Source organism: uncultured Umboniibacter sp., from assembly GCF_947497555.1.
Taxonomy (GTDB): Bacteria; Pseudomonadota; Gammaproteobacteria; order Pseudomonadales; family DSM-25080; genus Umboniibacter.
In genome coordinates, this window is the sequence record NZ_CANMGY010000002.1 from 236,039 (window position 1) to 258,624 (window position 22,586).

The following is a 22,586-nucleotide window of genomic DNA, read 5'->3' on the forward strand; positions in this document are numbered from 1 at the left end:
TTGATGAACGATGACAACGCTATATTCAGCGTAAGCGATCACTCACATCGGCGCAGAAACCCGCTGACCGGAGACTATGTACTGGTGTCTCCGCACCGTGCTAAGCGACCGTGGCAAGGTGCCGAGGATTCGCCCGAAGCAAGCTCTGGGGAGCGGTATCAGCCGGACTGTTTCCTCTGTCCCGGTAACAAGCGCATTAGTGGTGACCAAAATCCTCACTATGAAAGCTGTTTCGTATTCACCAATGATTTTGCCGCTCTGCAGCCAACGGTTCCCGCACAGAGTAATACCGACCCGCTCTTCCAATATGAAAGTGCTACGGGAGTTAGCAGGGTAATATGCTATTCGCCCGATCATAGCCGAACCATAGCCGAACTTAGCCCTGCAGAAATTGAGCAGATCATTGCAACGTGGCAAGCGCAGTCAGCCGAGTTGGGTGAACACTATCCTTGGGTACAGGTTTTTGAGAACAAAGGCGCCATAATGGGCTGCTCTCAACCTCATCCCCACGGTCAGATTTGGGCGAACAGTTTTTGGCCAAATGAAATTCGTAAAAAGGACGTGAACCAACGAAACTATTTAGCGCAGCAGCAGACAAATTTGTTACTTGATTACGCAAGTTCGGAACTGGCGTGTGGAGATAGAGTAGTTGTTGACAGTCAGCATTGGCTAACGGTGGTGCCGTTCTGGGCTGCCTGGCCCTTCGAAACACTTCTCATCCCTAAGTCACAGCACGTTAGCGACTTTAGCGCACTGAGTACTGAACTCCGCGCTGACTTAGCCAAGCACCTCAAAGCGCTCACTACGCGCTATGACAACCTGTTTGAGTGCAGCTTCCCGTATTCCATGGGCTGGCATCACGCGCCCTTCGACTTGGCTGATAAGTCGCACTGGCAGCTCCATGCAAGCTTCTACCCACCGCTATTACGCTCGGCTAGCGTTAAAAAGTTTATGGTCGGCTATGAAATGTTAGCGGAATCCCAGCGTGACCTGACTCCCGAACAAGCCGCAGAGCGACTTCGTGGTGTCAGCCGTCAACATTATAAAGATCGAGGCTAAGCGCATGTCCCAAATTAATCAGCTTAAACTGGCCTTTACTGCCAAGTTCGACGTCGAAGCCACCGATATTTATCAGGCCCCCGGACGCGTCAACTTAATTGGCGAACACACCGATTACAATGACGGGTTTGTCCTTCCCGCTGCAATCAATTATCAGACTGTAGTGGCCTGTCGACACAACGACAGTAATCGAATTGAAGTACTAGCTTGCGACTTTGACAATGAAACCCACGTTATTGACTTGAATAACCCCATCACTCACCAAAGTTCCCCCGAGTGGGCCAATTATGTTCGGGGAGTAATCGTTGAATTTCAGCGCCTTGGGGTACAGCTAGGTGGTCTCTCCATGGCTATTACCGGTAATGTTCCCCAAGGTGCCGGCTTGAGCTCCAGTGCTGCGCTAGAGGTCGCCATCGGCACCGCCCTCAACGATCTATTTGGTGCCAACCTAAGTCCCAGTGAGATCGCCCTGTTATCGCAGCGCGCTGAAAACGACTTTGTGGGCTGTAATTGCGGCATCATGGATCAGTTGATTTCCGCTACGGGTGTTGCAGCCGGCGCCCAACTCATTGACTGCCGCGATCTCTCTACCCAAGCCGTTGAGGTGCCTAGTGAGTTACAGATTGTGGTGATCAACTCCAACGTAAAGCGAGGCTTAGTAGATAGCGAATACAATCTCCGGCGCGAGCAATGTGAAGCGGTCGCAAAACACTTCGACGTTAAAGCGCTCAGAGATGTCACCTCAGCAGAACTAAACGCCCGCCGCACTGAGTTAGATCCAGAGCTCTTTCGCCGCGCACGACATGTGATCACCGAGAATGAACGCACCCTCATTGCTGCTGAAGCCCTGAATAGCGGCGATATGGCTACGGTTAGCCGCCTAATGGCGGCCTCCCATGACTCGATGCGTGATGACTTTAATATCACGGTAGAGCCCATAGATTGGCTTGTGGAAAACATTCACGAACAACTAGGGCTTAAGGGTGGCGTGAGAATGACCGGAGGGGGATTTGGGGGCTGCGTGGTGGCATTTGTACCACAGAGTATAGTACCCGTGGTTATTCAGCTAGTTGAACAACGCTATCAGGCCGCCACGGGACTGGTTGCCGACATTTATCTGTGTAACAGTTCTCAGGGAGCGGGACGTATTGATTGAAGCAACGAGAGATCGAATGGAAGCTACTATCACCCCAACCGGATTAATGATTTGTGATCAGTCTATTGATCGCATCGAGTTAAGCAATCGGCTAGGCAGTAAGCTAACGCTGCTGAGTTATGGCGCTAGTATCGCCCGCTTGCAAATTGCCCTGAACTCAGGAGAGCTGCGCGACACCGTATTGTTCTGTGATTCCGCTCGCGAGCACCTTACTCAAGAGATTTACCTTGGCTCCACCATCGGCCGCTATGCCAACCGGATTGCCGATGGCAAATTCGAGTGTAATTCAACGGCCTATCAAGTAAGTCAAAACGAAGGTTCGAATAGCTTACACGGTGGCACACTCGGCTTTGATAAGCGCGTTTGGCAAATTAAGTCCGTCAACCGCTCCTCGGTGACCTTCCGCCTGCAATCCAATGACGGTGATCAAGGCTTTCCAGGTCGAGTCATCGTCTATGCCCAATTTAGCCTATCCGATGATAACGTCGTTTCCATTGATTATCGCGCTACTGCCAACGCTGATACGCCGTTGAATATCACCGCACACCCCTATTTTAACCTTGCTCGGCAGCACCCAACAATTAGCACTCATCAACTCGAAATTTTTGCCGACCACTATATTCCCGTGAATTCTAGCGGAATACCCCTGGAGCAACCCGCTTCAGTTGACGGTAATAGTTTCGACTTTCGCGAACCTCGATGCATTGGTGACGTGTTGCTTCAGGATTCTCATCAGGAAATCACCGCCGGCTACGATCATTCGTTCATTGTTCAGGAAGATATGACACCAACTCCGATCCCTATGGCACGACTTAGCTCGCCGCGAGGTGACCTCTCACTCACCGTGCATTCAAATATGCCCGCGGTACAGTGCTACGCCGGCGGAGGCTTAGCTGGAACCTTACTCGGTCGTAACCAGAGACTGGAGAACTATGCGGCAGTGGCATTGGAACCTCAGTTTGCACCAAACTCACCGAACCAACCAAACTGGCCAACCTGTATATTTGGTCCTCAGCGCAGCTACCACCACCAAATACGCTACGAGTTCAGCGAAGCCTGATGTCATCGAATGAGGCAGCAGGCTAAGCCCACCGACTGTTCGCCTCGATAACTAGTTGGCTAAGGAGTAATCGAACGCGTAGTTGTGGACGGCTTCCGCAATGTCGATAGTCATTTCTCCGGTAATCCCCACCAATTCTCCAGTGCCTGAATCCGGAACCACACTAATTCGTAGCGTGGATTCACCACGATTCATCAGCCCCTTGTGCAACAGGACGAAGGTGCCGAATTTATCTTCCACCGATCCTTCAAACAGCTCCATGGCGACATAGCCCGCGGAGCCCTCAACAGTGCTTCTAGAACTCAGCATCTGCCCTTTACCAATACCAGCCAAGTCACCTTTGTAGTGCTTATTGATCAGCATGCGCCCCATTGCTGGTTCATCACCCTCACAGGGAGTGAGTGCCACATCGAAACTACCGGTTGCTAAATTACTCATGAAGGTCCTTCCTTTTGACTGACAATTACTCCTTTAAATATCGCAGTCATCACCAAATTACGCAATAGAGGTTGAACTGAAAGTTATGCCTTATTACTGTAGGACGGGTATTCACAGTAATTTGAGAAATCTCTATGTACGATAATAATGACTTGCGCGATGTGAAGCAGCTGGGAATGTTTGCCTCAATCGCTAGCTTAAGCTACATCTTTTGGATTGTAGGCGGTATGGAGCTTATCGAGCGCGTGGCCTATTACGGCGTAAAAGCCAGCGCGGGACTCTACACTCAAGCCCCGGTATCTGAAGGCGGCCTGGGTATCACTCTGACTCAGTACGGGATTATCGGCAGTATCTGGGCTATCACCCAAACTTTCGTGCCCGTTTTCTCCGGTGGTACCGCCGATCGCATGGGCTATAAGGAAACCATCGCGCTCTCTACGGTTATTAAGATTCTTGGCTATCTTGCCATGGCTATGTTCCCAACCTTCTGGGGATTCCTTGTTGGCGCCGTGTTACTAGCAACCGGTACGGGTATCTTCAAACCCGGTATTCAGGGCACGCTGGTAATGGGGACCAAGCGCGAAAACAGCTCAATGGCTTGGGCACTGTTCTACCAAATCGTTAATATTGGTGGTTTCCTCGGTCCATTGGTGGCAGTTTACATGCGCCAAATGTCCTGGGACTATGTGTTTTACGCGTGCGCCGCCATCATTTCACTCAACTTCTTACTGCTCTTGATGTACAAGGAGCCCGGTAAAGAGGAGCGTCTAGCTCGGCAGGCAAAAGTGAAAAGTGGCGAAATCCAACAGGAGGCCCTGTGGAAAGATGCCTGGCAGGAGCTTAAAAAGCCGCTAGTCGTCAACTACATGCTGGTGTTCGCTGCGTTCTGGTTTTTGTTTTTTTCACTCTTCGATGTTCTACCAATTCACATTAGTGAGTGGGTTGATACCTCGATTATCGTCAGCGACCTTTTTGGCGAAGGCGGAACCGATAACAGCTTTGCGATCTTCTTCCTTGGCATGAACGAGGAAGGCACGCGAATCATGCCTGAGGGTATGCTAAACCTCAACGCCGGCATGATCATGATCTTTTGCTTCCTAGTTGGCGCGATGGCAGCGAAAGTTCGGGTCACCACCGCCATGCTTGCAGGTTGTATTCTCAGTGTGCTCGCTATCGCCATGGTCGGGGCGTTCAACACCGCTTGGTTAGTCTTCATCGCCATTGCTACCTTCTCGTTGGGTGAAATGATGATCAGTCCCAAAAAGAACGAGTTCATGGGGAATATCGCACCGGAAGGCAAAAAAGCCATGTACCTTGGTTTCGTAATGTTACCGCAAGGTATTGGCTGGGGGCTTGAGGGCTACTTCGGACCTAAACTCTACGAATGGTACGCCTCAAAGGAAGTTTTCTCACGGGAATTCCTCGTGGAACAGGGAATGACCGCCAATGACGTGGCTGCAATCCCTCATGGTGAAGCCTTTAGCCGAGCCGTTGAATTTAGTGGCCAAAGTGCCGATTCCCTTACCCAGTATTTCTATCAGCTGCACAACGTAGGAATGGCTTGGTATATTATTTCCGCCATCGGAATGATCTCGGCCGTAGGTATCTACATCTATGGCAAATGGCTGCTTCGCCTTAAAGAGCAAAACGCCATTTAGTCCGGTTCAATAGCTCTGCTAGTTGTCAGTTTGAAGCTAGCCGAGCTATCTTAACACTCCTTGCGAGATACGCTTCACTGCCACCTCAGCGCTGCTCAATCTGCTTCAACAGCGAAGCAAATCCCTTTGCGCCTTGCGACTCGAACAATGGTTCAAATAGTAGTTTCCCAAAAATTAAAATATCGATGTACCCTCTGGAGACCCAATCGACTTGTGTTTTATCGCCATCGGCACGAAGCGTTATCGATCCTTCTTGGTGCTTAAACGGAAGCGGCGTAGATTTCTCAATGAGGTAATCGATACGATTGGGCCGATCGAAGTGAGTGATGCGTTCGGTGAGTTTAACCGAGCCTAAATCGATTAACCGCAGTGCGCCCTCACCGTTGATTTCAGTATGGCCCTGCTCAAGTAATCGAGATTTTTTAATACCACGAAACGACTGATAGTTAGCGTGATCTGCCAGCAGGTCAAACACTTCGGTTATGGGCTTATTGAGCGTTTTTGTTACGTGGATGCCAAACATTAGACCACCTTTTTCTGTTTGATTAGCGTTTCAGAACGTTAGCATCAGGCGAAGCACCTGCACTAGCAAATTAACTTGGCGGATAAGGACCTGCTCAACTCAGAAGTTTCACCGTGCATTATGTGGCCCTTTCAGGTATGAATCTTCGGCCGCAACTGATCGCCCATTAATAACCCTCTACGCCGCTTTTCGACCAATTCCCTAAAGCGCTTTAGCGCTCGTTTTGTAGGTAAAACCGAAACCACCATGACCGAGAACGGCGGTAATGTCGAGTACGACAAGGCGCGTGCCGATGGTTAAAAAACCAGCGGTATCTTAGTTACTCATATCGTCCTTCAATAATTCCGTCTAATCAAGTTTAACTTGATTTTAAACGACCCAACGCTGGACTTATATTAATCCGCTAAATTGTAACGGCGATCTAACTATTTTAAAGGCTCGTTTTTCGCTTAACTCGCTTAACTAAAGGCTTGTTTTTCGCCCAATTAGCCCTCGATTCGTCTAGCAAGAATATAAGGCTCAATTCAACCTTATCTATAATCAACTCGCTTGAAATGGCTGACTACTCTCATCAATGCCAGCAGTAGAGATATAAATAAACCTAAAGAACGTAGATAAGACTTACCTGAACGACAAATAAACATCAAAAAAAAAGCCGCTGCGGGCAACCACAGCGGCTTTCTTTGGCCCGAACTACAGGGCTTTAGTAGAGCGGATTACAGTCCAGCTAGTAGCGCGTTAAGCGTTGCCGATGGACGCATTGCTTCGCTAGCCTGCGCTGGATCTGGACGGAAGTAACCGCCGATATCCATGGCCACACCCTGAGCGGAGTTAAGCTCTTCAACGATGTTCGCCTCAGCCTTAACAAGCTCTTCTGCAAGCGGAGCAAAACGAGCCTGAAGCCCTGCATCCTTAGTTTGAGCCGCAAGTTCCTGCGCCCAATACATTGCTAGATAGAAGTGTGAACCACGGTTGTCTAGCTCGTTTACCTTACGTGAAGGAGACTTATTCTCCTCCAAGAACGTTGCCGTAGCCGCGTCGAGTGTCTCACCCAAGATAACTGCTGTCGCGTTATCGAAGGTTGAACCTAGGTGCTCAAGTGAAACCGCTAGAGCCAGGAACTCACCAAGTGAATCCCAACGCAGGTGGTTTTCTTTTTCGAACTGTTGAACGTGCTTTGGTGCAGAGCCACCAGCACCTGTCTCAAACAAGCCACCGCCGTTCATTAACGGAACAATAGATAGCATCTTGGCTGAAGTGCCCAATTCCAAAATTGGGAACAGGTCAGTCAAGTAATCACGCAATACGTTACCTGTAACAGAAATCGTATTCTCACCGGCTTTCAAACGCTTCAACGTGTAGTTAGTGGCTTCAACGGGTGCCATGACCTTGATTTCTAGACCGTCAGTGTTGTGATCAGCAAGGTATTGCTCAACCTTCTTGATCAACTGAGCGTCATGTGCGCGGTTAGCGTCTAGCCAGAAGATTGCCGGCCAGCCCGTAGCACGAGCACGATTTACCGCTAGCTTGACCCAGTCTTGAACCGGTGCATCTTTAACCTGACACATACGGAAGATATCACCAGCCTCTACGGTTTGCTCAAGCAGCACTGCACCTTCAGTATCAATCGCTTTGATTACACCGTTTGTCGGAGCAACGAAGGTCTTGTCATGTGAGCCGTATTCTTCGGCTTTCTGAGCCATCAAACCAACGTTTGGTACTGTGCCCATAGTTGTTGGGTCGAAGGCGCCATGCTCACGGCAGAAGTTGATCGTTGCATCGTAAACACCGGCATAACAGCGATCTGGAATGACTGCTTTGGTATCCTGAAGCTTGCCTTCAGCGTTCCACATCTGACCAGAAGAACGAATCATTGCCGGCATAGATGCGTCGATGATGACGTCCGAAGGAACATGCAAGTTGGTGATGCCATTGTCAGAGTCAACCATTGCCATATCTGGAGCAGTTTCGTATACCGCCGCAATGTCTGCTTTGATCTGAGCTTGTACATCTTCATCAAGTGATGTGATTTTGTTGTAAACGTCGCCAATACCGTTGGTTACATCAACACCAATTTCAGCAAAGACCTCTGCGTATTTTGCAAAGACATCTGCATAGAAAACCTCTACACAGTGACCGAAGATGATTGGGTCAGAAACTTTCATCATGGTCGCCTTCATGTGCAGCGAGAACAGAACGCCCTTCGCCTTGGCATCAGCTACCTGCTCAGCAAGGAACTTGCGAAGCTCAGCGACATTAAGCGATGAGCTATCAAGAATCTCGCCAGCCTGAAGCGGAGCAAATTCACGTAACTCAGTTTCTGCGCCATCGGCTGCTACGTGAACAATCTTAAACTCGGTTGCATCAGCAAGGGTCGTAGACGTCTCTGTCTCGTAGAAATCACCCGCTGACATTGAAGCGACATGCGAAGCAGAATCCTTTGACCAAGCGCCCATTGAATGCGGGTGCTTCTTAGCAAACGCTTTAACCGCGTTAGGTGCACGACGATCAGAGTTACCTTCACGTAGTACAGGGTTTACTGCTGAACCCGCTACCTTCAAGTAGCGCGCCTTGATAACTTCTTCTTCCGGCGTCTCTGGATCCGCTGGGAATTCAGGAAGATTGTAACCTTTGCTTTGAAGCTCACGGATGGTGGCAACTAGCTGAGGAATTGAAGCCGAGATATTTGGCAGCTTGACGATGTTCGCGTCAGGTTGCTTGGCTAATTCGCCTAGCTCAGTCAAGGCATCATCGATACGCTGATCTTCACTGAGGTAGTCAGGGAAATTTGCTAATACACGACCTGATAATGAAATATCACGCGTTTCAACTTCAACACCTGCGGCCTTTGAGAACGCCTGCACGATGGGTAGAAGTGAGTAGGTAGCTAACGCTGGGGCTTCGTCAGTCAGGGTATAGATAATTTTCGAAGTGGTCATAATAATCCCTAGTTGTGTGGTTCTAGCGGCTTTCTGGGAACTATTTTGTAGTTCATTGAATTGCCAGCCATTTTATTGCGGCGAATAATAGCAAATTTGACCTTCATTTACCTAATGAACGGGTAGTAAAACTACATTTTTTTAAGAAATAGTGGTTATAAACTCTGCGGCGTAAAAAAGACCGTTCACTAATCAATCTTAAAAAGCCCGTAAGATCAGTGTGTTAAGACTAGCAGCACGCAAGAATACCTGCTGTTATAGTGGAAATTACCGTTGTCGGCTTACTACAAAAAAGGATATTCCTAGGCTACACAAATTTGTAATGGCTTCGCCCAGTGAAGGAACTAGTATGAATCTCAATCAAGTTACTCTCGGCACCCGAGACCTAGCGAGCGCTAAACGTTTCTACCAAACCCTCGGTTTAACACTGATTGTAGATACCGCTCACTATTTGCGGTTCGTAGCGCCTACTGGCGATGCCACCCTCTCAATTAGTTTAGACGCTAACTTTGTTGCCAATGGTAATACCATTTATTTTGAAACCGAAGAATTAGTGAACGACGTAGATCGCCTGCAGCAAGCAGGCTTGGTGTTCGAACAGTTACCGAAGGATGAACCCTACCTCTGGACTGAAGCGATTCTCTTAGACCCAGCGGGTAATCGTATTAAGCTCTACTACGCTGGCGATAATCGCCTCAACCCGCCGTGGCGAGTCAATAATGGCAACTAGGAGTAGGCGCGATGAGCCAAAGTTCAGTTCAACGGTTAAGGGCTATGCGCTCAGATCAAGAACCTGAGCGCTAAGTATGAGAAATGTTGGCGCAGCAAATCCCTCTGCGGCCTAATGATTAATGATTGATCGTCTTAACGTAGCGCACAACCGGCTCTGAATCCCCTGTCACGGGGCTGAGAAAACGTGTTTCGTTGCTAAAGGTCATCCCTAGCTTCTTCATCACACCAATTGACGCAGAGTTTTCTTTATCAGCAATGGCCATAAACTGCTTTAGTTCCGGGTTTAGCGGTGCTATTTCGGCAGCCAACGATGCTGCAGCCTCGGTTGCATAGCCTTTGCCCCACGTTGATTTGAAGAAACGCCAACCCAACTCAAGGCTGGTGTCGTCTCGCTGATCATCAAAAAAGCCTTCTGGGCGAACTAATACCCAGCCGAGATAGCTATCATCGTCTTTTAGACTAACGCGCCAAATCCCCCAACCTCTCATTGGTAGGGTATAAGCCATCATGCGCGGAATGAATAACGTCTCAATACGATCCATGGAACTTGTCTCACCTTTGGTAATGAATCGCATCACTTCTGGATCTTGATCCAGCGCCCACAGTTCCTCACGATCGTCCGCGGTGAATAACCGATAGCTTAAGCGTTTGCTTGTGAGTTCCATTAAGCCTATTCTCCTTTGCCTAAATTCAGATAGTTCACTAAACCCGTGAGTGATCATCCACCCTGTTATGACGGAGTTCATTGTGGCCCTAAAGCCTACCATATATAAGTTTAAGATTGCCCTGTCTAACCTAGACGAGAATTTTTTCGATCAGCTTGAACTTACCGTAGCGCAACATCCTTCCGAGACGCCGCAAAGAATGCTATGTCGAGTTCTTAGCTACGCCTTGTTTGCACATCGAAAAGTGAGTTTCACAAAGGGACTCAGTGATGTAGACGTTCCAGATCTTTGGTCAGTCAGCAACGATGATCGTCTGTTGCTTTGGATTGAAGTGGGCGAGCCCAGCCTCGATCGATTAAAACGTGCCCACAGAAAAGCGGAGGAAGCCGTGGTAGTGTGCTTTAAGGACCGCTCTAAGGGTTGGTGGGAAAGCCTAGAAGCCAAGACAACGGGGCTTAGCCTCACGGTACTTCAATTTAATGAATCAGCACTAGAATCCCTCTCAGGAGTGCTTGAGCGAACGACCGAGCTAAGCATCACGATCACTGAAAATACCTTCTATATTGCCACCAACGTCGAGCCGATCGAGTTTGAAATCCAGTCACTGAATTAATCCTCACAGACTCAGACCGAGGCGCATTACCATTAGCGCGTGCGCCTTCGGAGTCACTGAAACTAAGCTGCCCTGTTCGCTCTTTTGTTCCCAATAAATGAGCCACAAGATGTGGCTCATCATTACTACAGGAAACGTTTAATCCAAACGAGGCGCCGCGATGTGCTGCGCAATGAAATCCGCATGACTAGGCATCTGATCAACGGTTTGTAGCAGGATTCGGCGAATATCTGCGCTATAGCCCTGCACTTGCTCTCGAGTAAGACTTTTGGCGATAGGATGGCAATCGTCAGGTACAATATTTTGACCTAATAGAACCTGAACCCAACTCATCTGAGTAAATAGCTCATCGTCGTTGCGGAAAAAACGGCCATGACTTTGCCAGAGATCAAACTTGTGCTGCAAAGTATCTGGAATTGACATATTTCTGCAGTAATTCCAAAACTCGGAGTCGTCTCGCGTGGTCGCCTTGTAATGCAGTACGAGAAAGTCCCGAATGGTGTCATATTCGAAATGAGTTCGCTGGTTGTACTCAGCAATGTCCGCAGCTGAAAAACTCCGTGTTGGGAACAAATCAATCAGCCGACTCAAAGCCGATTGAACTAGATGGATACTAGTAGACTCCAACGGCTCCATAAACCCGCTTGCCAAACCCAGGGCGATACAGTTCTTCACCCAGAAGTTTTCCCGCTTACCGGTAGTAAAGCGCAATTGTTTAGGGTCCATCAACGGCTCAGCATCGAGGTTGCTCAACAGGATGTCGGTGGCTTCCGCATCGGTGATAAAATCACTCGAATACACATGACCATTACCCACTCTGTGCTGCAGCGGGATTCGCCACTGCCAGCCCGCCTTCCTCGCCGTAGCTTTGGTGTAAGGCACCAAAGGCTGAGTACCTTTGGTTGGGACGGCTTGAGCGCTATTACAGGGCAACCAATGACTCCAGTCCACATAGGGGGTCTCTAGCGCATCACCTAGCAGCAGGCTTCTGAAGCCAGAGCAGTCAATGAATAAATCACCCTCAACTACCCGCCCATCTTCAAGCTGAACCCCAGTAATGAAACCTGAGTCTGCGTCCTTCAGGACGTGTTTGATATGCCCCTCGGTGCGTTTCACACCGAGTGGTTCTGAGTAGTTGCGTAAATATTTTGCGACCAGTGTGGCATCAAAGTGAAAGGCATAGCCCAAACCCAGCAGCCCGGTATTACCAATCTTTTCAACGGGTGCAAACTTATTGGCGCGCGCCGCAATATCGTTAAATGACGCGCCCCAAAAATTCTCAGTCAAGCCCAATTCCCTGCCGCGCAGCCACACCTGGTGATAATCCAGTACACCGAGACGACGACCGACGTCACCAAAGGTATGGATATAGGAATCACCGATTTTTCCCCAATCGTTGAATTCAATACCTAGCTTATAGGTTCCCTGAACCGCCTTCAAAAAATCCTGCTCAGATATCTGTAACGCATCCGTTAGATGGCGAATCTGCGGAATGGTTGCCTCACCAACACCAACCGTGCCAATCTGATCGGACTCCACCAGCTCTACGTTAACGAGTTTCCCCATCAACTTACCAAGCAGCGCGGCGGCCATCCACCCTGCGGTACCACCGCCAACAACAACAACTTTTTTAATTGAATTATCTACCACGAGCCGTCCTTATTATTCGACTTATGAACGAAAAAGACCCTCAACGACGCAAGTCCTTGAGGGTCTAGCTTACGTTTTCTTAAACCCGATTAGAAGGTGTAAGACGCGCCTAGCATATACGACGAACCATAGGTCTGGTACTCGGTAGCGTAACCGGTGTTGACGTCAACGGTACGGAACGGCTCGTTAGTCAAGTTCAAACCTTGAAGCATGACGGTCAGACCTTCGAGTGAACCGCTGTCAAACGAGTAGCCGATTTGCGCATCGACAATCGTTTCCTCTGCGATATCCGAACCTGTGCGTGCACCACCGAAGCCTGAGACCTCACCAACGTAATCCGAGCGGTAACGCTGGTTGATACGTGCAGAGAAACCATGATCTTCGTAGTAAGCGGTTAGGTTATAAACATCTTCAGACAAACCTGGAAGACGAGAGTTTGAGCCTGGACCGTTTGGTTCAATTTCACTCTCGTTATTCGAGTAAGTAGCGAAGATTCCGAAGCCGCTAAGTGACTCTGCAAAGAGTCCGAAGTTAATCGATGCGGTTAGCTCGTAACCTTCAATTGTTCCACCTTCGCCATTGACAGGTTGGTTACTTACACCGGTGTAAATTTGCGGTGCCGGACCCTGTGGAGGTATACCTGTAAAGTCAAAAAGTACGTTCTGATTGAAGATATAGCTCTCTAGATCTTTATAGAACACCGCGCCCGACACATAGCTTAAGCCATCTTCGAAGTAGTATTCGTAGGAAAGATCGATGGCATCGGCAACCCAAGGAGTGAGTTCAATGTTACCACCGCCACGGCTCCATGGAGAAAGCTGCTGATAAGCACTAATTTCAGATGTACCCGATGCAATCAATGCATCAATGTCAGCCTGAGTAGTGTTAGCATTGTTGGCGTTATAACCATAGGTACCGGACGCACGCATTTCATCCATACGCGGACGAGCGAGTGTTCTCGCCAAACCTAGACGAACGATTTGATCGTCGGTTACCGCCAAGCTTAGATTCAAGCTCGGAAGAAGCTCGGAATCGCTTGCCTCGCCTTCATAGTACTCAGACTGAATACTCGAACCTGCGCCGGTCGCATTCTGACCGCGTGAATCCTGGTCCCAGAATTGATACTGGACACCGAAGTTACCCGTTAATGGCATATCACCAATTTCAGCATCAACATCAAACTTCACGTACACCGTATTCACGGCCTCGTTCACTTCCCATGCTTTTGCAAGAATATCGTTATAGAGATATGCGCCTTGCTGAATAACGCCACTGGCGAGAAGTGCTGAGGGATCGTAAGCTAGCATAGAGGTATTTGAGCCACGTAGGCCAAAGCCCAGTGAGGTCTCGCCTACAATACCGGCCGGAATCTCAACTTTATCTAGTAGCTCGCCATCAGGACCGGTCACGTTACTCGTGATAACGCCTTCATTCGAAACCCGAGTCTTTTCTCGGCTTGTGTAGTTGTAACCCATTTCAACGCCGGTCACGACACCGAAATCTAGGTCACCCGTAACCGCCGCTCGGAAAGCATTAATGTCATCGGAAACGTCAAAAACTTTATTGTAACCGAACTGACCTGCTGGCTGATAAGGTTCCAGCGCGCTTGGATCACCCCAACCCGCGGGGCTGGTGACATAGATAGGATTAGCTGAATTGTAATCAACATTAGTGTAATCCAACGCTGTTTCGAACTGAGTGCCATCTGGAGTTGACCAGAAGTGGATAGTATCTAGCGCACCTTGACCATTTGGTCCTGTGCCAGCGTTGGTTTCTAGTTCAGAGATATCGCTACGATCAATACTTGAGTGAGAAACGTCTGCTTCCATACTCCACTGATCATTAAGTTGGAATTCAAAATTGAAACCAACCGACAATGATTCCGCGTCACGCTTGAACTGATTATTCTCTAAAATGTTTTTGACGCCGTCGTAGATACCTTCGGTTACGACACCATCTTGGGTGTCAATAACGGTCATGGTTGCACCACAAGCCAAACAAAGCGCCATACCATGCTTAATTTGATCTTCAGTGAATTCAGAGTAGAACACGTCCATTGATGCGCTCATACGGTCTGACGGTGCAAATTCAACCGTGGTAACAAAGCTATCTCGCTCTAACATTCCTGCGCGAGCGTACAAGCGGCCACCGCCAATTGCGTTATTGCCGTTGCCGTCACCATTGTAGTAACCCCAAGAATTGAAATGCTGACCTTGGTTAGGTGATTTGGTGTGTGAGTAGCCCAACATCAAGCCAATCGTTTCATCGGCAAACTGATCGATGTAGGTTGCACTGAAACGGTTACCCGTATTATCACGGTTCGAAACTAAATCATAATCAAGCGCTTCGTACTTAGCGTTGATAGTAATATTACGTTCACCGTACTCAAGTGGACGAACAGTATGCAGATCAACGGTACCAGAAAGACCTTGACCTATTAGCGCGGCATCTGGCGTTTTGTAAACCACTGCTCCATGCAATAGTTCCGATGGGTATTGGTCAAACTCAACGCCGCGGTTATCACCAACAGAAACCTGCTCACGACCGTTGAGAAGCCCGGTTGAGAAGTCCGGCGACATACCACGTACGGCGACAACTTGACCACGTCCGTTCAAACGTTGAACCGTAAGACCCGGCAAACGACCTAAGCTTTCGGCGATAGAAACGTCTGGGAGTTTACCGATGTCTTCAGCAGAAATAGCTTCAACAATGGACGAGCTGTCGCGCTTAGTCGCGACGGAATCTTCAAGGCTCGCTCGGAAGCCTGTAATAACGACTTCTTCTACTACAGCTTCTTCCTGAGTCTGAGCTTGAGTTTGAGTTTGATCTTGATCTTGCGCGTGCAAAGCACCCGCACTGACACCCCCCAGTATCATTGAAATACTGGCTGCTAGGCGTGAACGACGGAACGTATTCACTGCTGGCATGTTAACTTCCCCTTGTGTAAATAAGTCTGAGACGTATTTAAAGTTATTATTATTTCAGCATTGTTGGCGCTCACATCTTGGTCGACAACCTGCTTCGTTACCGCTAACAAGCTAGCTCGCGGCACCCGCTTTTGCGAGTTACAGCATTCTTATACAGTCGACGCAAGTTCGCCTCCCCCATTGGGGGGGGGAGGTATATAGCGGACAGCCCTTATAGCGACTAGAACTAACAGGATAACTCAAGGAAATAGGTGTTTACAGGTCTTAGTCCTGACTTAATACCTGCTCTAGAGCGGTTTCCGATGGCGCAAAGTAATAACTGCCCGATACGGCATCGGAGAAGGCTAAGATATGATCGCTCACACCATCCTCGGTTAAACCGTACATGGAGTCCAACTGTAGCTGATGACGTCGTTGATCACAGCTAAAACTAAGGAAGTAGAGACCATGTTTACTTGGCGTGCCGTAGGGACTGGATCTGCGCCAGACTTTTGTTGGCACCCCATTTAAATCCACATCGGTTCGTGCAACATGAGAATTATTTGGCATCTTATCACCACTTAACTCTTCATTCGTTGCTTTATCACGACCAATCACTGCACTCTGTTCGCTGTCATCCAGCGCCAAGAACTTTGCCAGTTTGTGAACCCATTGCTGAGTTAGGACGACACTGCCACCCTCACCAGGCTGCCCGTCAGGGACCAATGCTGCCTGCTTAATCGCGCTACCTTTAGGGTTAGCACTGCCGTCCTCAAAGGTCATCAAGTCTTTGGACTCTCGGTAATCAAAGCCATTGATCTCTCTTTCGATGGACATCGACCTTCCAAGGGCCTGAGCAAGACGAAAGCTGACTTCGAAGATATCCGAGTCTTCGCCCTGAAGCCAAATGAACAAATCATTCTGAGTAGTCGGAGCGGTTGCTCCTGAAGGACTTTCTAGCATTTGAAAATCACGAAAATGATCCGGTGTCTCAACCTCTAAGAGGTGAGCTAACTTTCGACCAAAAGCGACCACAACCTCTACACTACTCTGCTGTCGTAACGCTATGATCGCCTTTTTCACGTCTGCCAAGCTGACAGACTTTTTCAGACTGAATTCAAGAAATAGACGATGATTATGGCCATCGCTAAAAATGCTTTGCTGAGGTTTCAACGGTTATCTCCTTGGCGAATTGCATTGATAATCATAGCTAAACGATGAGCTTAGTGACAACGAAGCTTCCGAAAATTAGTATGCTAGCGCCTGCAGGAGCTAAGTTAGCGGCCCGCCAAACGAGCTCGGCGCTGACGCCAATCGGGCATCATGCTTTCCACTAACCGCCAATAGGCGGGGCTATGGTTCATCTCCTTGAGATGGCAGAGTTCATGCACGATAACATAATCAATTTGCTCAATCGCTTGGTGAACCAACATAGTGCTAAAGCGGATTCTACCATCGGCAGAGCAACTCCCCCACCGGCTGCGCATTTTACGCAAGGTCCAGGTTGGTTGCGGGACATCCCAGGTTTCAATTATCGGCAGCCATACATCCCAGCGTTGGGCAATCATCGAGCTTAGTTCGCTCCGCAGAAAACGCGCGAGATGCGCCTCGTCTGGAGAGGTAATGACTCCCGAACTATAGTGCGTAGGCCCTCGGCCAACACGCAGCGCAACGGTTTCCGAAAAAAAACGGATCTGATCGTCGGCGTGATGCCTAGCGACTGTTGCACTCTTTTGCTTTGCCCACGTTGAATGTTCAGTCAAAAATGCTTCAGCTTGCTGGCTCGTGACCCCAACGGGAGTGCGAATCTCTACGTCGCCACTGGGCATAATCACTAAGGCCAATTTTGTCCGTCTAGGATGGGTCTTGTGTTGCCAAATTACACCGTTATCAAGCACTCCCGAAGAGGGGTAAGTCACCCCACCAATAGCCTTATTACGCGTTCCAAAACCAAAAAGCCCCACGTTGTTTAACTTTCTTGATTGGAGAATGGATGTGCTTCCGGGACCACACTAATTGGATCCTGATGCACTAGTACTTCTGCATTGGCAAATAAGCCCATGACGCTCGCCTCCACCTGCTCGGCTATTTGATGGGCTTCAATAAGCGGCATCTGATCGGGTAATTCAAGATGCATTTGCACAAAGACCACCCCTCCCGAATCACGTGTTCTCAGATCATGCAAACCAATAACTTTCGGAACCGAGCGAACCTGTTGCACAATTCGTTCGCGGGTCTCATCGTCAAGTTCCTTATCTAAAAGCAGATCAATCGCTTCACTCGCGATTTCCCACGCCGAATAAGCAATATAGAAACCAATGAGAACACCCAGCCACGCATCCACGCCTTCAAAGCCATAAGCCGCTAAAACGAGCGCTACGATCACCGCAATATTGGCGAGAATATCGGATAAATAATGCAATGAGTCAGCAGAAACCACGGTCGAAGCGGTGCGCCTCACGACATAACGTTGAAACAGCACCAACGAAATAGTAAGTATTAACGACAGCGCCATCACCACAATGGCGATGCTGGCGAAATTGAGCTCAGTCGGATTGCTAATTCTATCGATGGCATAAAACAACAAAAACACCGACGACAAGGCAATGAGAATAGACTGTAGCAAGGAGGCTAAGGCTTCAGCCTTACCATGGCCAAAACGATGGTCGTCATCGGCTGGCTTGAGGGCATAGCGGATAGCCAACAAGTTGATGAGCGACGCTCCCGCATCCATTACTGAATCGATAAGAGAGGCCATCAGACTCACGGAATCGCTGTACCACCATGCACCTAACTTCGCCGCAACCAACGTAATCGCGACACTAATTGACGCGATAGATACCCAACGCAGTAGTTTCTCTCTTCGCTCCGCAGTGATCAGATGTTCGCCCATGTTTACCTCGCTAACTAACTAGCGCACATCATACGTAAGTTTCCTGTAGAAAGGGATACTTCTCGTTTAAATTTTGGGTATAGTTCCGATACTAAAATTTAAAATCATGAGGTGATAACGTGCGCTCACTCGTCATAGCTCTGTCGTTAAGCTTGCTACTAGTTGGCTGTAACCAGGAAGATAACACTTGGCAACCCGCCAACGGATTTATTGGCTTAACTACCGATACCTCCAGCAACCAGTTGCACTTGGATGTGCCAAAGGACTTAGGTGAACTACTTTATTACCCAAGTTTAGCCCGCGGTATAGGCTCTAATGATATCGGGCTGGATCGAGGACTCCTTGGCGACACCAAAATAGTCAGCTTCGTTGCGGCGGGTGAACGTCTCCTGTTGGTAGAGCATAATATGCGCTACCGAAGCACCTCTGCTAACCCCGCGGAAACTCAAGCAGTGGAGGAAGCCTTTCCCGATCATGTAATCTGGTCATTCCCCATTATCAACGCTAACGATACCCACTGGCGCGTGGATGCCACCGATTTTGCCTTCTCTGATTCAATGGCCGTTAGCGACTGGCTAGCCAGTATGGATCAAGGGTCATATACCGCTAATCAAGCGCGCTCAATGATTCATTGGGATCGAAGTAAGGCCTTTCCTGAAAACCTCGAAATCGAAGCGGTAGTGAGCTTCACCGGCACGGGTGCTGGATCCTACCTTGACGATGTAGTAAGTAACACAGATGGCTTTACCGTCTATTTACATCATTCATTTCTAAAGTTGCCTGAGGATGGGTTCGACGTGCGCCCTTATCATCCTAATAGCGGCTACTTCTCAGTAGCATGGCAAGATTACACCGTTGGTTTGCACGAGGATCTAACCGTCCGAGTGATACCGCGTCATCGTCTAGAAAAGATGAACCCCGATGCGGCAAGCTCGCCGGCAGTTGAACCCATTATCTACTACCTTGATCCAGGGGTGCCTGAACCCGTTAAGACCGCGCTATTTGACGGTGGCATGTGGTGGAACCAAGCCTTTGAGGCCATTGGCTATGAGGATGCGTTCCAGATTCGCGAACTACCCGAGGGGGCTGATCCCATGGATGCCCGCTATAACGTGATCAACTGGGTTCACCGAGCCACGCGCGGTTGGTCCTATGGCGCGTCAGTGATCGATCCACGAACTGGGGAAATCATAAAAGGTCACGTGACACTAGGCTCGCTTCGCGTTCGTCAGGATATTCTTATTGCCGACGCGCTACTCGATCAAACCAATTCAGCCGAAGCCGAAGCAATGGCCCTCGCCCGTATCCGCCAACTATCCGCACACGAAATTGGCCATACCCTAGGAATTGCCCATAACTTTGCGGCCAGCGAACGCAATCGTGCTTCGGTTATGGACTATCCGCATCCGCTCATCGACATCGCCAGCGGCGCAATTAGTCTTGCAGAGGCCTACGATAACGCTATTGGCGAATGGGACACCTTAGTTGTGGACTACGGCTACGGCGACGATTTCGAGGCCGCTAAGAATGCACTGCTTCGTTCGGATATTGGCTATGTCAGTGACTACGAGGCACGCCCCCTCGGTGGCGGCTCTGCCAGTGGTCATCTCTGGGATAATGGCGCCGATCCGGTTAACGAGCTTGATCGACTGGTAGCGATCCGTGAGCTTGCTCTGTCACGTCTCAGCTTGAATGCCATCGACAACTCAGATCCAATTGGCCAGCTTGATAAGGTGGTCGTGCCGGTTTACAACCTTACCCGTTTCCAAGTTGAGGCCGTAGCAAAGCAAATTGGAGGCTATCACCTCTTGGCAAACTTGGCGGCTGATCCCGCCGCATTTATCTGGGTAGATAAAGCAAAGCAAATCGCCGCTGCGGATAGCCTTCTACGTACTCTGGAAGCGGATTTTCTGCTATTACCGGACTCCCTCGCACAGCAGCTGGCTCCGATGCCCATTGGTTTTAGCCGAGATAGGGAATCATCGCCATCACAGTTGGGGCGCCTCATTGATCAACGCGCAATGGCCGAGGCATACACTCGCCATGTTCTGGCAGCAATGCTTGCTCCGCAGCGCTTGAATCGCCTATCACAGGCGATGTCACCGCTTAGCGTCGACGAGTACCTTACTCTGATCTTCGAACGCGTTGCGGCGATGCCAAACCAGTCGCCATTTAACGAACGTAGCCAATATCTATTGGCACGCTCATTCGGTGACGTGCTGGCAAATCCAGCGACACGAGAAGAAGTGAAAGCAACACTTCAATGGCAGCTAAAGGGTTGGATTGAAGAACTTGATACAACCACCGCTAGCGGCTTCCGTTTGCATCAGTTGCTCACTGAAGCTATGGGCAAGATAGCACCCAGTGAGGCACAGGTACTTCCACCGGGTTCTCCAATCTAGCAGCGTGTAAATAGCGAGTCTCGCCGTTCATAAAGTTGAACAGCGAGGCTCAAGTAGCAACCATTCAGTCCCGCCTCGACGCAATATTCAGCAGCAATCAATCGGCTAATAATGGTACACTTCAGACATTACTGGAGGCTTACATGCACACCCAAGAAGAACAACTCAAATTCGACGCTGGCCACATTTGGCATCCCTACTCATCCGCGACCAATCCGTCTCCCACATTCCTGGTCGAGCGCTGTGAGGGTGTCACCATTGAACTCGCCGATGGCCGTCAACTCATCGACGGCATGAGTTCTTGGTGGTGTACTGTTCACGGCTACAACCATCCCCGCCTCAACCAAGCGATGACCGAGCAAATTGCTAAGATGTCGCATGTGATGTTCGGCGGCTTTACTCACAACCCCGCTGTGGAACTATCGCGTCGTTTAGTTGATTTAACCCCGCAGGGGCTCGAGCGTGTTTTCTTGGCTGACTCAGGGTCGGTATCCGTGGAAGTTGCCATCAAGATGGCCATTCAATATCAAGCGTCTCGAGGGAAGCCTCAGAAGCACCGTATTATGACAGTGCGCAACGGCTATCACGGCGATACCTTCGGCGCCATGGCTACCTGTGACCCGGTAACCGGCATGCATCACTTGTTTCAGCAGAGCATGCCTCAGCAACTTTTCGCCGACGCACCGCCCCTTGGCTTCGAGCGAGCGTTTCAACCTAGTGATTTAGACTCTGTGAGAGATTTACTTGCTCATCATGCAGGGGACACGGCGGCCTTTATTATCGAGCCCATTACTCAGGGTGCCGGTGGCATGCGATTCTATTCGCCCGATTACCTCGCCGCGCTCGCCGAACTCTGTAAAGCCAACGATGTGCTGTTAATCGCTGACGAAATCGCCACAGGATTTGGTCGTACGGGTAAGTTATTTGCCGTGGAACACGCTGGCATCTGTCCGGATATTCTCTGCTTGGGTAAAGCGCTCACCGGAGGTACTATGACGCTAGCCGCAACGCTCTGTACTGCAGAGGTTGCTAATGGAATTTCACACGGAGAGGCTGGCGTATTCATGCACGGCCCAACCTTCATGGGCAACCCGCTCGCTTGTCGAGTTGCCTGTGAAAGCATCGATCTGCTCATTGAGAATGATTGGTCGAACCAGGTGAGTGAGATTGAGAAAACCCTGATTGAAGAACTCTCACCACTTAGTGACAATGATTCGGTGGCAACGATTCGCGTTCTAGGCGCGATGGGTGTGATCGAAATGAAACACCCTGTAGATCTCAACGAGATTCAGCCACTGCTAGTTGAACAGGGGGTTTGGCTTCGCCCATTTGGCAAGCTGATTTATATGATGCCTCCATTTGTCATTACGAAGACAGAGTTGCAGCAGCTGTGTCGTGCTACTGCAACGGTCATTGAACAACTCCAACAACAATAATAAGTAGGTAAATTATGGAAACGTACACACTCTTTAAACACAGCCATCTTCTGTTCGCTGTGATTTCTATTTCACTCTTTATTTTCCGCGCGGCACTTAAATTTCGCGGTTCGAGTATGCTAGAAAAAAAGGTGCTTAAAATAAGCCCTCACGTTAATGACACCCTTCTTCTGGCATCGGGCATCACCCTTGCGGTGTTGGCTGGCTTTTCGCCGATGGCACAACCGTGGTTAGCTACCAAGATTGTTCTGCTTATTGTTTATATCGGCTTAGGAACCATCGTGATCAAACGAGAAATGTCGAACTCTGCTCGCGCAGCGGTATTTGTTGCGGCACTAGTTTGTTTTGCAGCCATAGGCAGTTCAGCGGTATCTAAGGCAGGACCATTCGGCCTGTACTAGTTGTAACGCTTACGCGGACTCGTGATAGCGTTGCGAGTCCAACTCATTTAGGGCA

18 protein-coding genes are annotated in these 22,586 nt (G+C 49.4%); 9 read left to right on the top strand and 9 right to left on the bottom strand.

Going from position 1 to position 22,586, the window contains the following annotated elements:
• The first annotated feature begins 3 nt into the window (after nt 1-3).
• The 3 genes from Q0698_RS03920 to Q0698_RS03930 are packed head-to-tail and all read left to right on the top strand — an operon-like array spanning nt 4 to nt 3,275.
• On the top strand, nt 4-1,059 hold the full coding sequence (locus tag Q0698_RS03920) for a UDP-glucose--hexose-1-phosphate uridylyltransferase (protein ID WP_298633939.1): 1,056 nt from the start codon (nt 4-6) through the stop codon (nt 1,057-1,059).
• A 4-nt stretch (nt 1,060-1,063) separates the two neighbouring features.
• Entirely contained in the window at nt 1,064-2,215 is a 1,152-nt protein-coding gene (gene galK / locus Q0698_RS03925; protein WP_298633940.1) for a galactokinase, read from the top strand.
• Nucleotides 2,208-3,275: an aldose epimerase family protein gene (locus tag Q0698_RS03930; protein ID WP_298633942.1), complete on the top strand. Its 1,068-nt coding sequence runs from the start codon at nt 2,208-2,210 to the stop codon at nt 3,273-3,275. Before galK ends, Q0698_RS03930 begins: the two co-directional genes overlap by 8 nt.
• A gap of 51 nt (nt 3,276-3,326) precedes the next feature.
• Here Q0698_RS03930 and Q0698_RS03935 read toward each other — a convergent pair whose 3' ends face one another.
• Nucleotides 3,327-3,713 carry a DUF3224 domain-containing protein gene (locus tag Q0698_RS03935; protein ID WP_298633944.1) on the bottom strand — a complete coding sequence of 129 codons (387 nt, stop codon included), beginning with the start codon at nt 3,711-3,713 and terminating at the stop codon, nt 3,327-3,329.
• 134 nt (nt 3,714-3,847) lie between these two features.
• Here Q0698_RS03935 and Q0698_RS03940 point away from each other — a divergent pair, with 134 nt between their 5' ends.
• Nucleotides 3,848-5,371 (top strand): MFS transporter, encoded by a 1,524-nt coding sequence (locus Q0698_RS03940; RefSeq protein WP_298633946.1) that lies wholly within the window; start codon nt 3,848-3,850, stop codon nt 5,369-5,371.
• An 85-nt stretch (nt 5,372-5,456) separates the two neighbouring features.
• On the opposite strand, the gene Q0698_RS03945 is transcribed toward Q0698_RS03940, so the two are convergent.
• Both Q0698_RS03945 and Q0698_RS03950 read right to left on the bottom strand, forming a co-directional pair.
• The gene (locus Q0698_RS03945; protein ID WP_298633948.1) at nt 5,457-5,894 is read right to left on the bottom strand and encodes an SRPBCC family protein; all 438 of its coding nucleotides are present in this window, start codon (nt 5,892-5,894) and stop codon (nt 5,457-5,459) included.
• A 716-nt stretch (nt 5,895-6,610) separates the two neighbouring features.
• Nucleotides 6,611-8,833 (bottom strand): NADP-dependent isocitrate dehydrogenase, encoded by a 2,223-nt coding sequence (locus tag Q0698_RS03950; protein ID WP_298633950.1) that lies wholly within the window; start codon nt 8,831-8,833, stop codon nt 6,611-6,613.
• A gap of 349 nt (nt 8,834-9,182) precedes the next feature.
• Here Q0698_RS03950 and Q0698_RS03955 point away from each other — a divergent pair, with 349 nt between their 5' ends.
• Nucleotides 9,183-9,563 carry a VOC family protein gene (locus Q0698_RS03955; protein ID WP_298633951.1) on the top strand — a complete coding sequence of 127 codons (381 nt, stop codon included), beginning with the start codon at nt 9,183-9,185 and terminating at the stop codon, nt 9,561-9,563.
• A 118-nt stretch (nt 9,564-9,681) separates the two neighbouring features.
• Here Q0698_RS03955 and Q0698_RS03960 read toward each other — a convergent pair whose 3' ends face one another.
• Complete coding sequence (locus Q0698_RS03960) at nt 9,682-10,230, bottom strand: GNAT family N-acetyltransferase (RefSeq protein ID WP_298633953.1); 549 nt, start codon at nt 10,228-10,230, stop codon at nt 9,682-9,684.
• Nucleotides 10,231-10,312: 82 nt separating this feature from the next.
• Here Q0698_RS03960 and Q0698_RS03965 point away from each other — a divergent pair, with 82 nt between their 5' ends.
• Complete coding sequence (locus Q0698_RS03965; RefSeq protein WP_298633955.1) at nt 10,313-10,843, top strand: YaeQ family protein; 531 nt, start codon at nt 10,313-10,315, stop codon at nt 10,841-10,843.
• 138 nt (nt 10,844-10,981) lie between these two features.
• On the opposite strand, the gene Q0698_RS03970 is transcribed toward Q0698_RS03965, so the two are convergent.
• The 5 genes from Q0698_RS03970 to Q0698_RS03990 all read right to left on the bottom strand — a co-directional run bounded on the left by Q0698_RS03970 (nt 10,982) and on the right by Q0698_RS03990 (nt 18,292).
• Entirely contained in the window at nt 10,982-12,493 is a 1,512-nt protein-coding gene (locus Q0698_RS03970; protein ID WP_298633957.1) for a tryptophan halogenase family protein, read from the bottom strand.
• An 89-nt stretch (nt 12,494-12,582) separates the two neighbouring features.
• Entirely contained in the window at nt 12,583-15,420 is a 2,838-nt protein-coding gene (locus Q0698_RS03975; protein WP_298633959.1) for a TonB-dependent receptor, read from the bottom strand.
• 264 nt (nt 15,421-15,684) lie between these two features.
• Complete coding sequence (locus Q0698_RS03980; protein ID WP_298633960.1) at nt 15,685-16,572, bottom strand: Dyp-type peroxidase; 888 nt, start codon at nt 16,570-16,572, stop codon at nt 15,685-15,687.
• 104 nt (nt 16,573-16,676) lie between these two features.
• Nucleotides 16,677-17,363: a SprT family zinc-dependent metalloprotease gene (locus Q0698_RS03985; RefSeq protein WP_298633962.1), complete on the bottom strand. Its 687-nt coding sequence runs from the start codon at nt 17,361-17,363 to the stop codon at nt 16,677-16,679.
• 5 nt (nt 17,364-17,368) lie between these two features.
• The gene (locus Q0698_RS03990; RefSeq protein WP_298633965.1) at nt 17,369-18,292 is read right to left on the bottom strand and encodes a cation diffusion facilitator family transporter; all 924 of its coding nucleotides are present in this window, start codon (nt 18,290-18,292) and stop codon (nt 17,369-17,371) included.
• 119 nt (nt 18,293-18,411) lie between these two features.
• Between Q0698_RS03990 and Q0698_RS03995 the strand changes: the two genes are divergently transcribed.
• The 3 genes from Q0698_RS03995 to Q0698_RS04005 all read left to right on the top strand — a co-directional run bounded on the left by Q0698_RS03995 (nt 18,412) and on the right by Q0698_RS04005 (nt 22,531).
• Nucleotides 18,412-20,694, top strand: a complete 2,283-nt coding sequence (locus tag Q0698_RS03995) for a zinc-dependent metalloprotease (RefSeq protein ID WP_298633967.1) — start codon at nt 18,412-18,414, stop codon at nt 20,692-20,694.
• Nucleotides 20,695-20,837: 143 nt separating this feature from the next.
• On the top strand, nt 20,838-22,130 hold the full coding sequence (gene bioA / locus Q0698_RS04000; protein ID WP_298633969.1) for an adenosylmethionine--8-amino-7-oxononanoate transaminase: 1,293 nt from the start codon (nt 20,838-20,840) through the stop codon (nt 22,128-22,130).
• Nucleotides 22,131-22,144: 14 nt separating this feature from the next.
• On the top strand, nt 22,145-22,531 hold the full coding sequence (locus tag Q0698_RS04005) for a SirB2 family protein (protein WP_298633971.1): 387 nt from the start codon (nt 22,145-22,147) through the stop codon (nt 22,529-22,531).
• Nucleotides 22,532-22,586: the final 55 nt, after the last annotated feature.

What these genes read in the sequence shown, in the direction of transcription:
- Q0698_RS03975 (WP_298633959.1), bottom strand. Translation starts at nt 15,420, where the DNA reads ATGCCAGCAGTGAATACGTTCCGTCGTTCACGCCTAGCAGCCAGTATT.
- Q0698_RS03955 (WP_298633951.1), top strand. Translation starts at nt 9,183, where the DNA reads ATGAATCTCAATCAAGTTACTCTCGGCACCCGAGACCTAGCGAGCGCT.
- Q0698_RS03950 (WP_298633950.1), bottom strand. Translation starts at nt 8,833, where the DNA reads ATGACCACTTCGAAAATTATCTATACCCTGACTGACGAAGCCCCAGCG.
- Q0698_RS03960 (WP_298633953.1), bottom strand. Translation starts at nt 10,230, where the DNA reads ATGGAACTCACAAGCAAACGCTTAAGCTATCGGTTATTCACCGCGGAC.
- Q0698_RS03990 (WP_298633965.1), bottom strand. Translation starts at nt 18,292, where the DNA reads ATGGGCGAACATCTGATCACTGCGGAGCGAAGAGAGAAACTACTGCGT.
- Q0698_RS04005 (WP_298633971.1), top strand. Translation starts at nt 22,145, where the DNA reads ATGGAAACGTACACACTCTTTAAACACAGCCATCTTCTGTTCGCTGTG.
- Q0698_RS03935 (WP_298633944.1), bottom strand. Translation starts at nt 3,713, where the DNA reads ATGAGTAATTTAGCAACCGGTAGTTTCGATGTGGCACTCACTCCCTGT.
- bioA (WP_298633969.1), top strand. Translation starts at nt 20,838, where the DNA reads ATGCACACCCAAGAAGAACAACTCAAATTCGACGCTGGCCACATTTGG.
- galK (WP_298633940.1), top strand. Translation starts at nt 1,064, where the DNA reads ATGTCCCAAATTAATCAGCTTAAACTGGCCTTTACTGCCAAGTTCGAC.
- Q0698_RS03940 (WP_298633946.1), top strand. Translation starts at nt 3,848, where the DNA reads ATGTACGATAATAATGACTTGCGCGATGTGAAGCAGCTGGGAATGTTT.
- Q0698_RS03920 (WP_298633939.1), top strand. Translation starts at nt 4, where the DNA reads ATGAACGATGACAACGCTATATTCAGCGTAAGCGATCACTCACATCGG.
- Q0698_RS03945 (WP_298633948.1), bottom strand. Translation starts at nt 5,894, where the DNA reads ATGTTTGGCATCCACGTAACAAAAACGCTCAATAAGCCCATAACCGAA.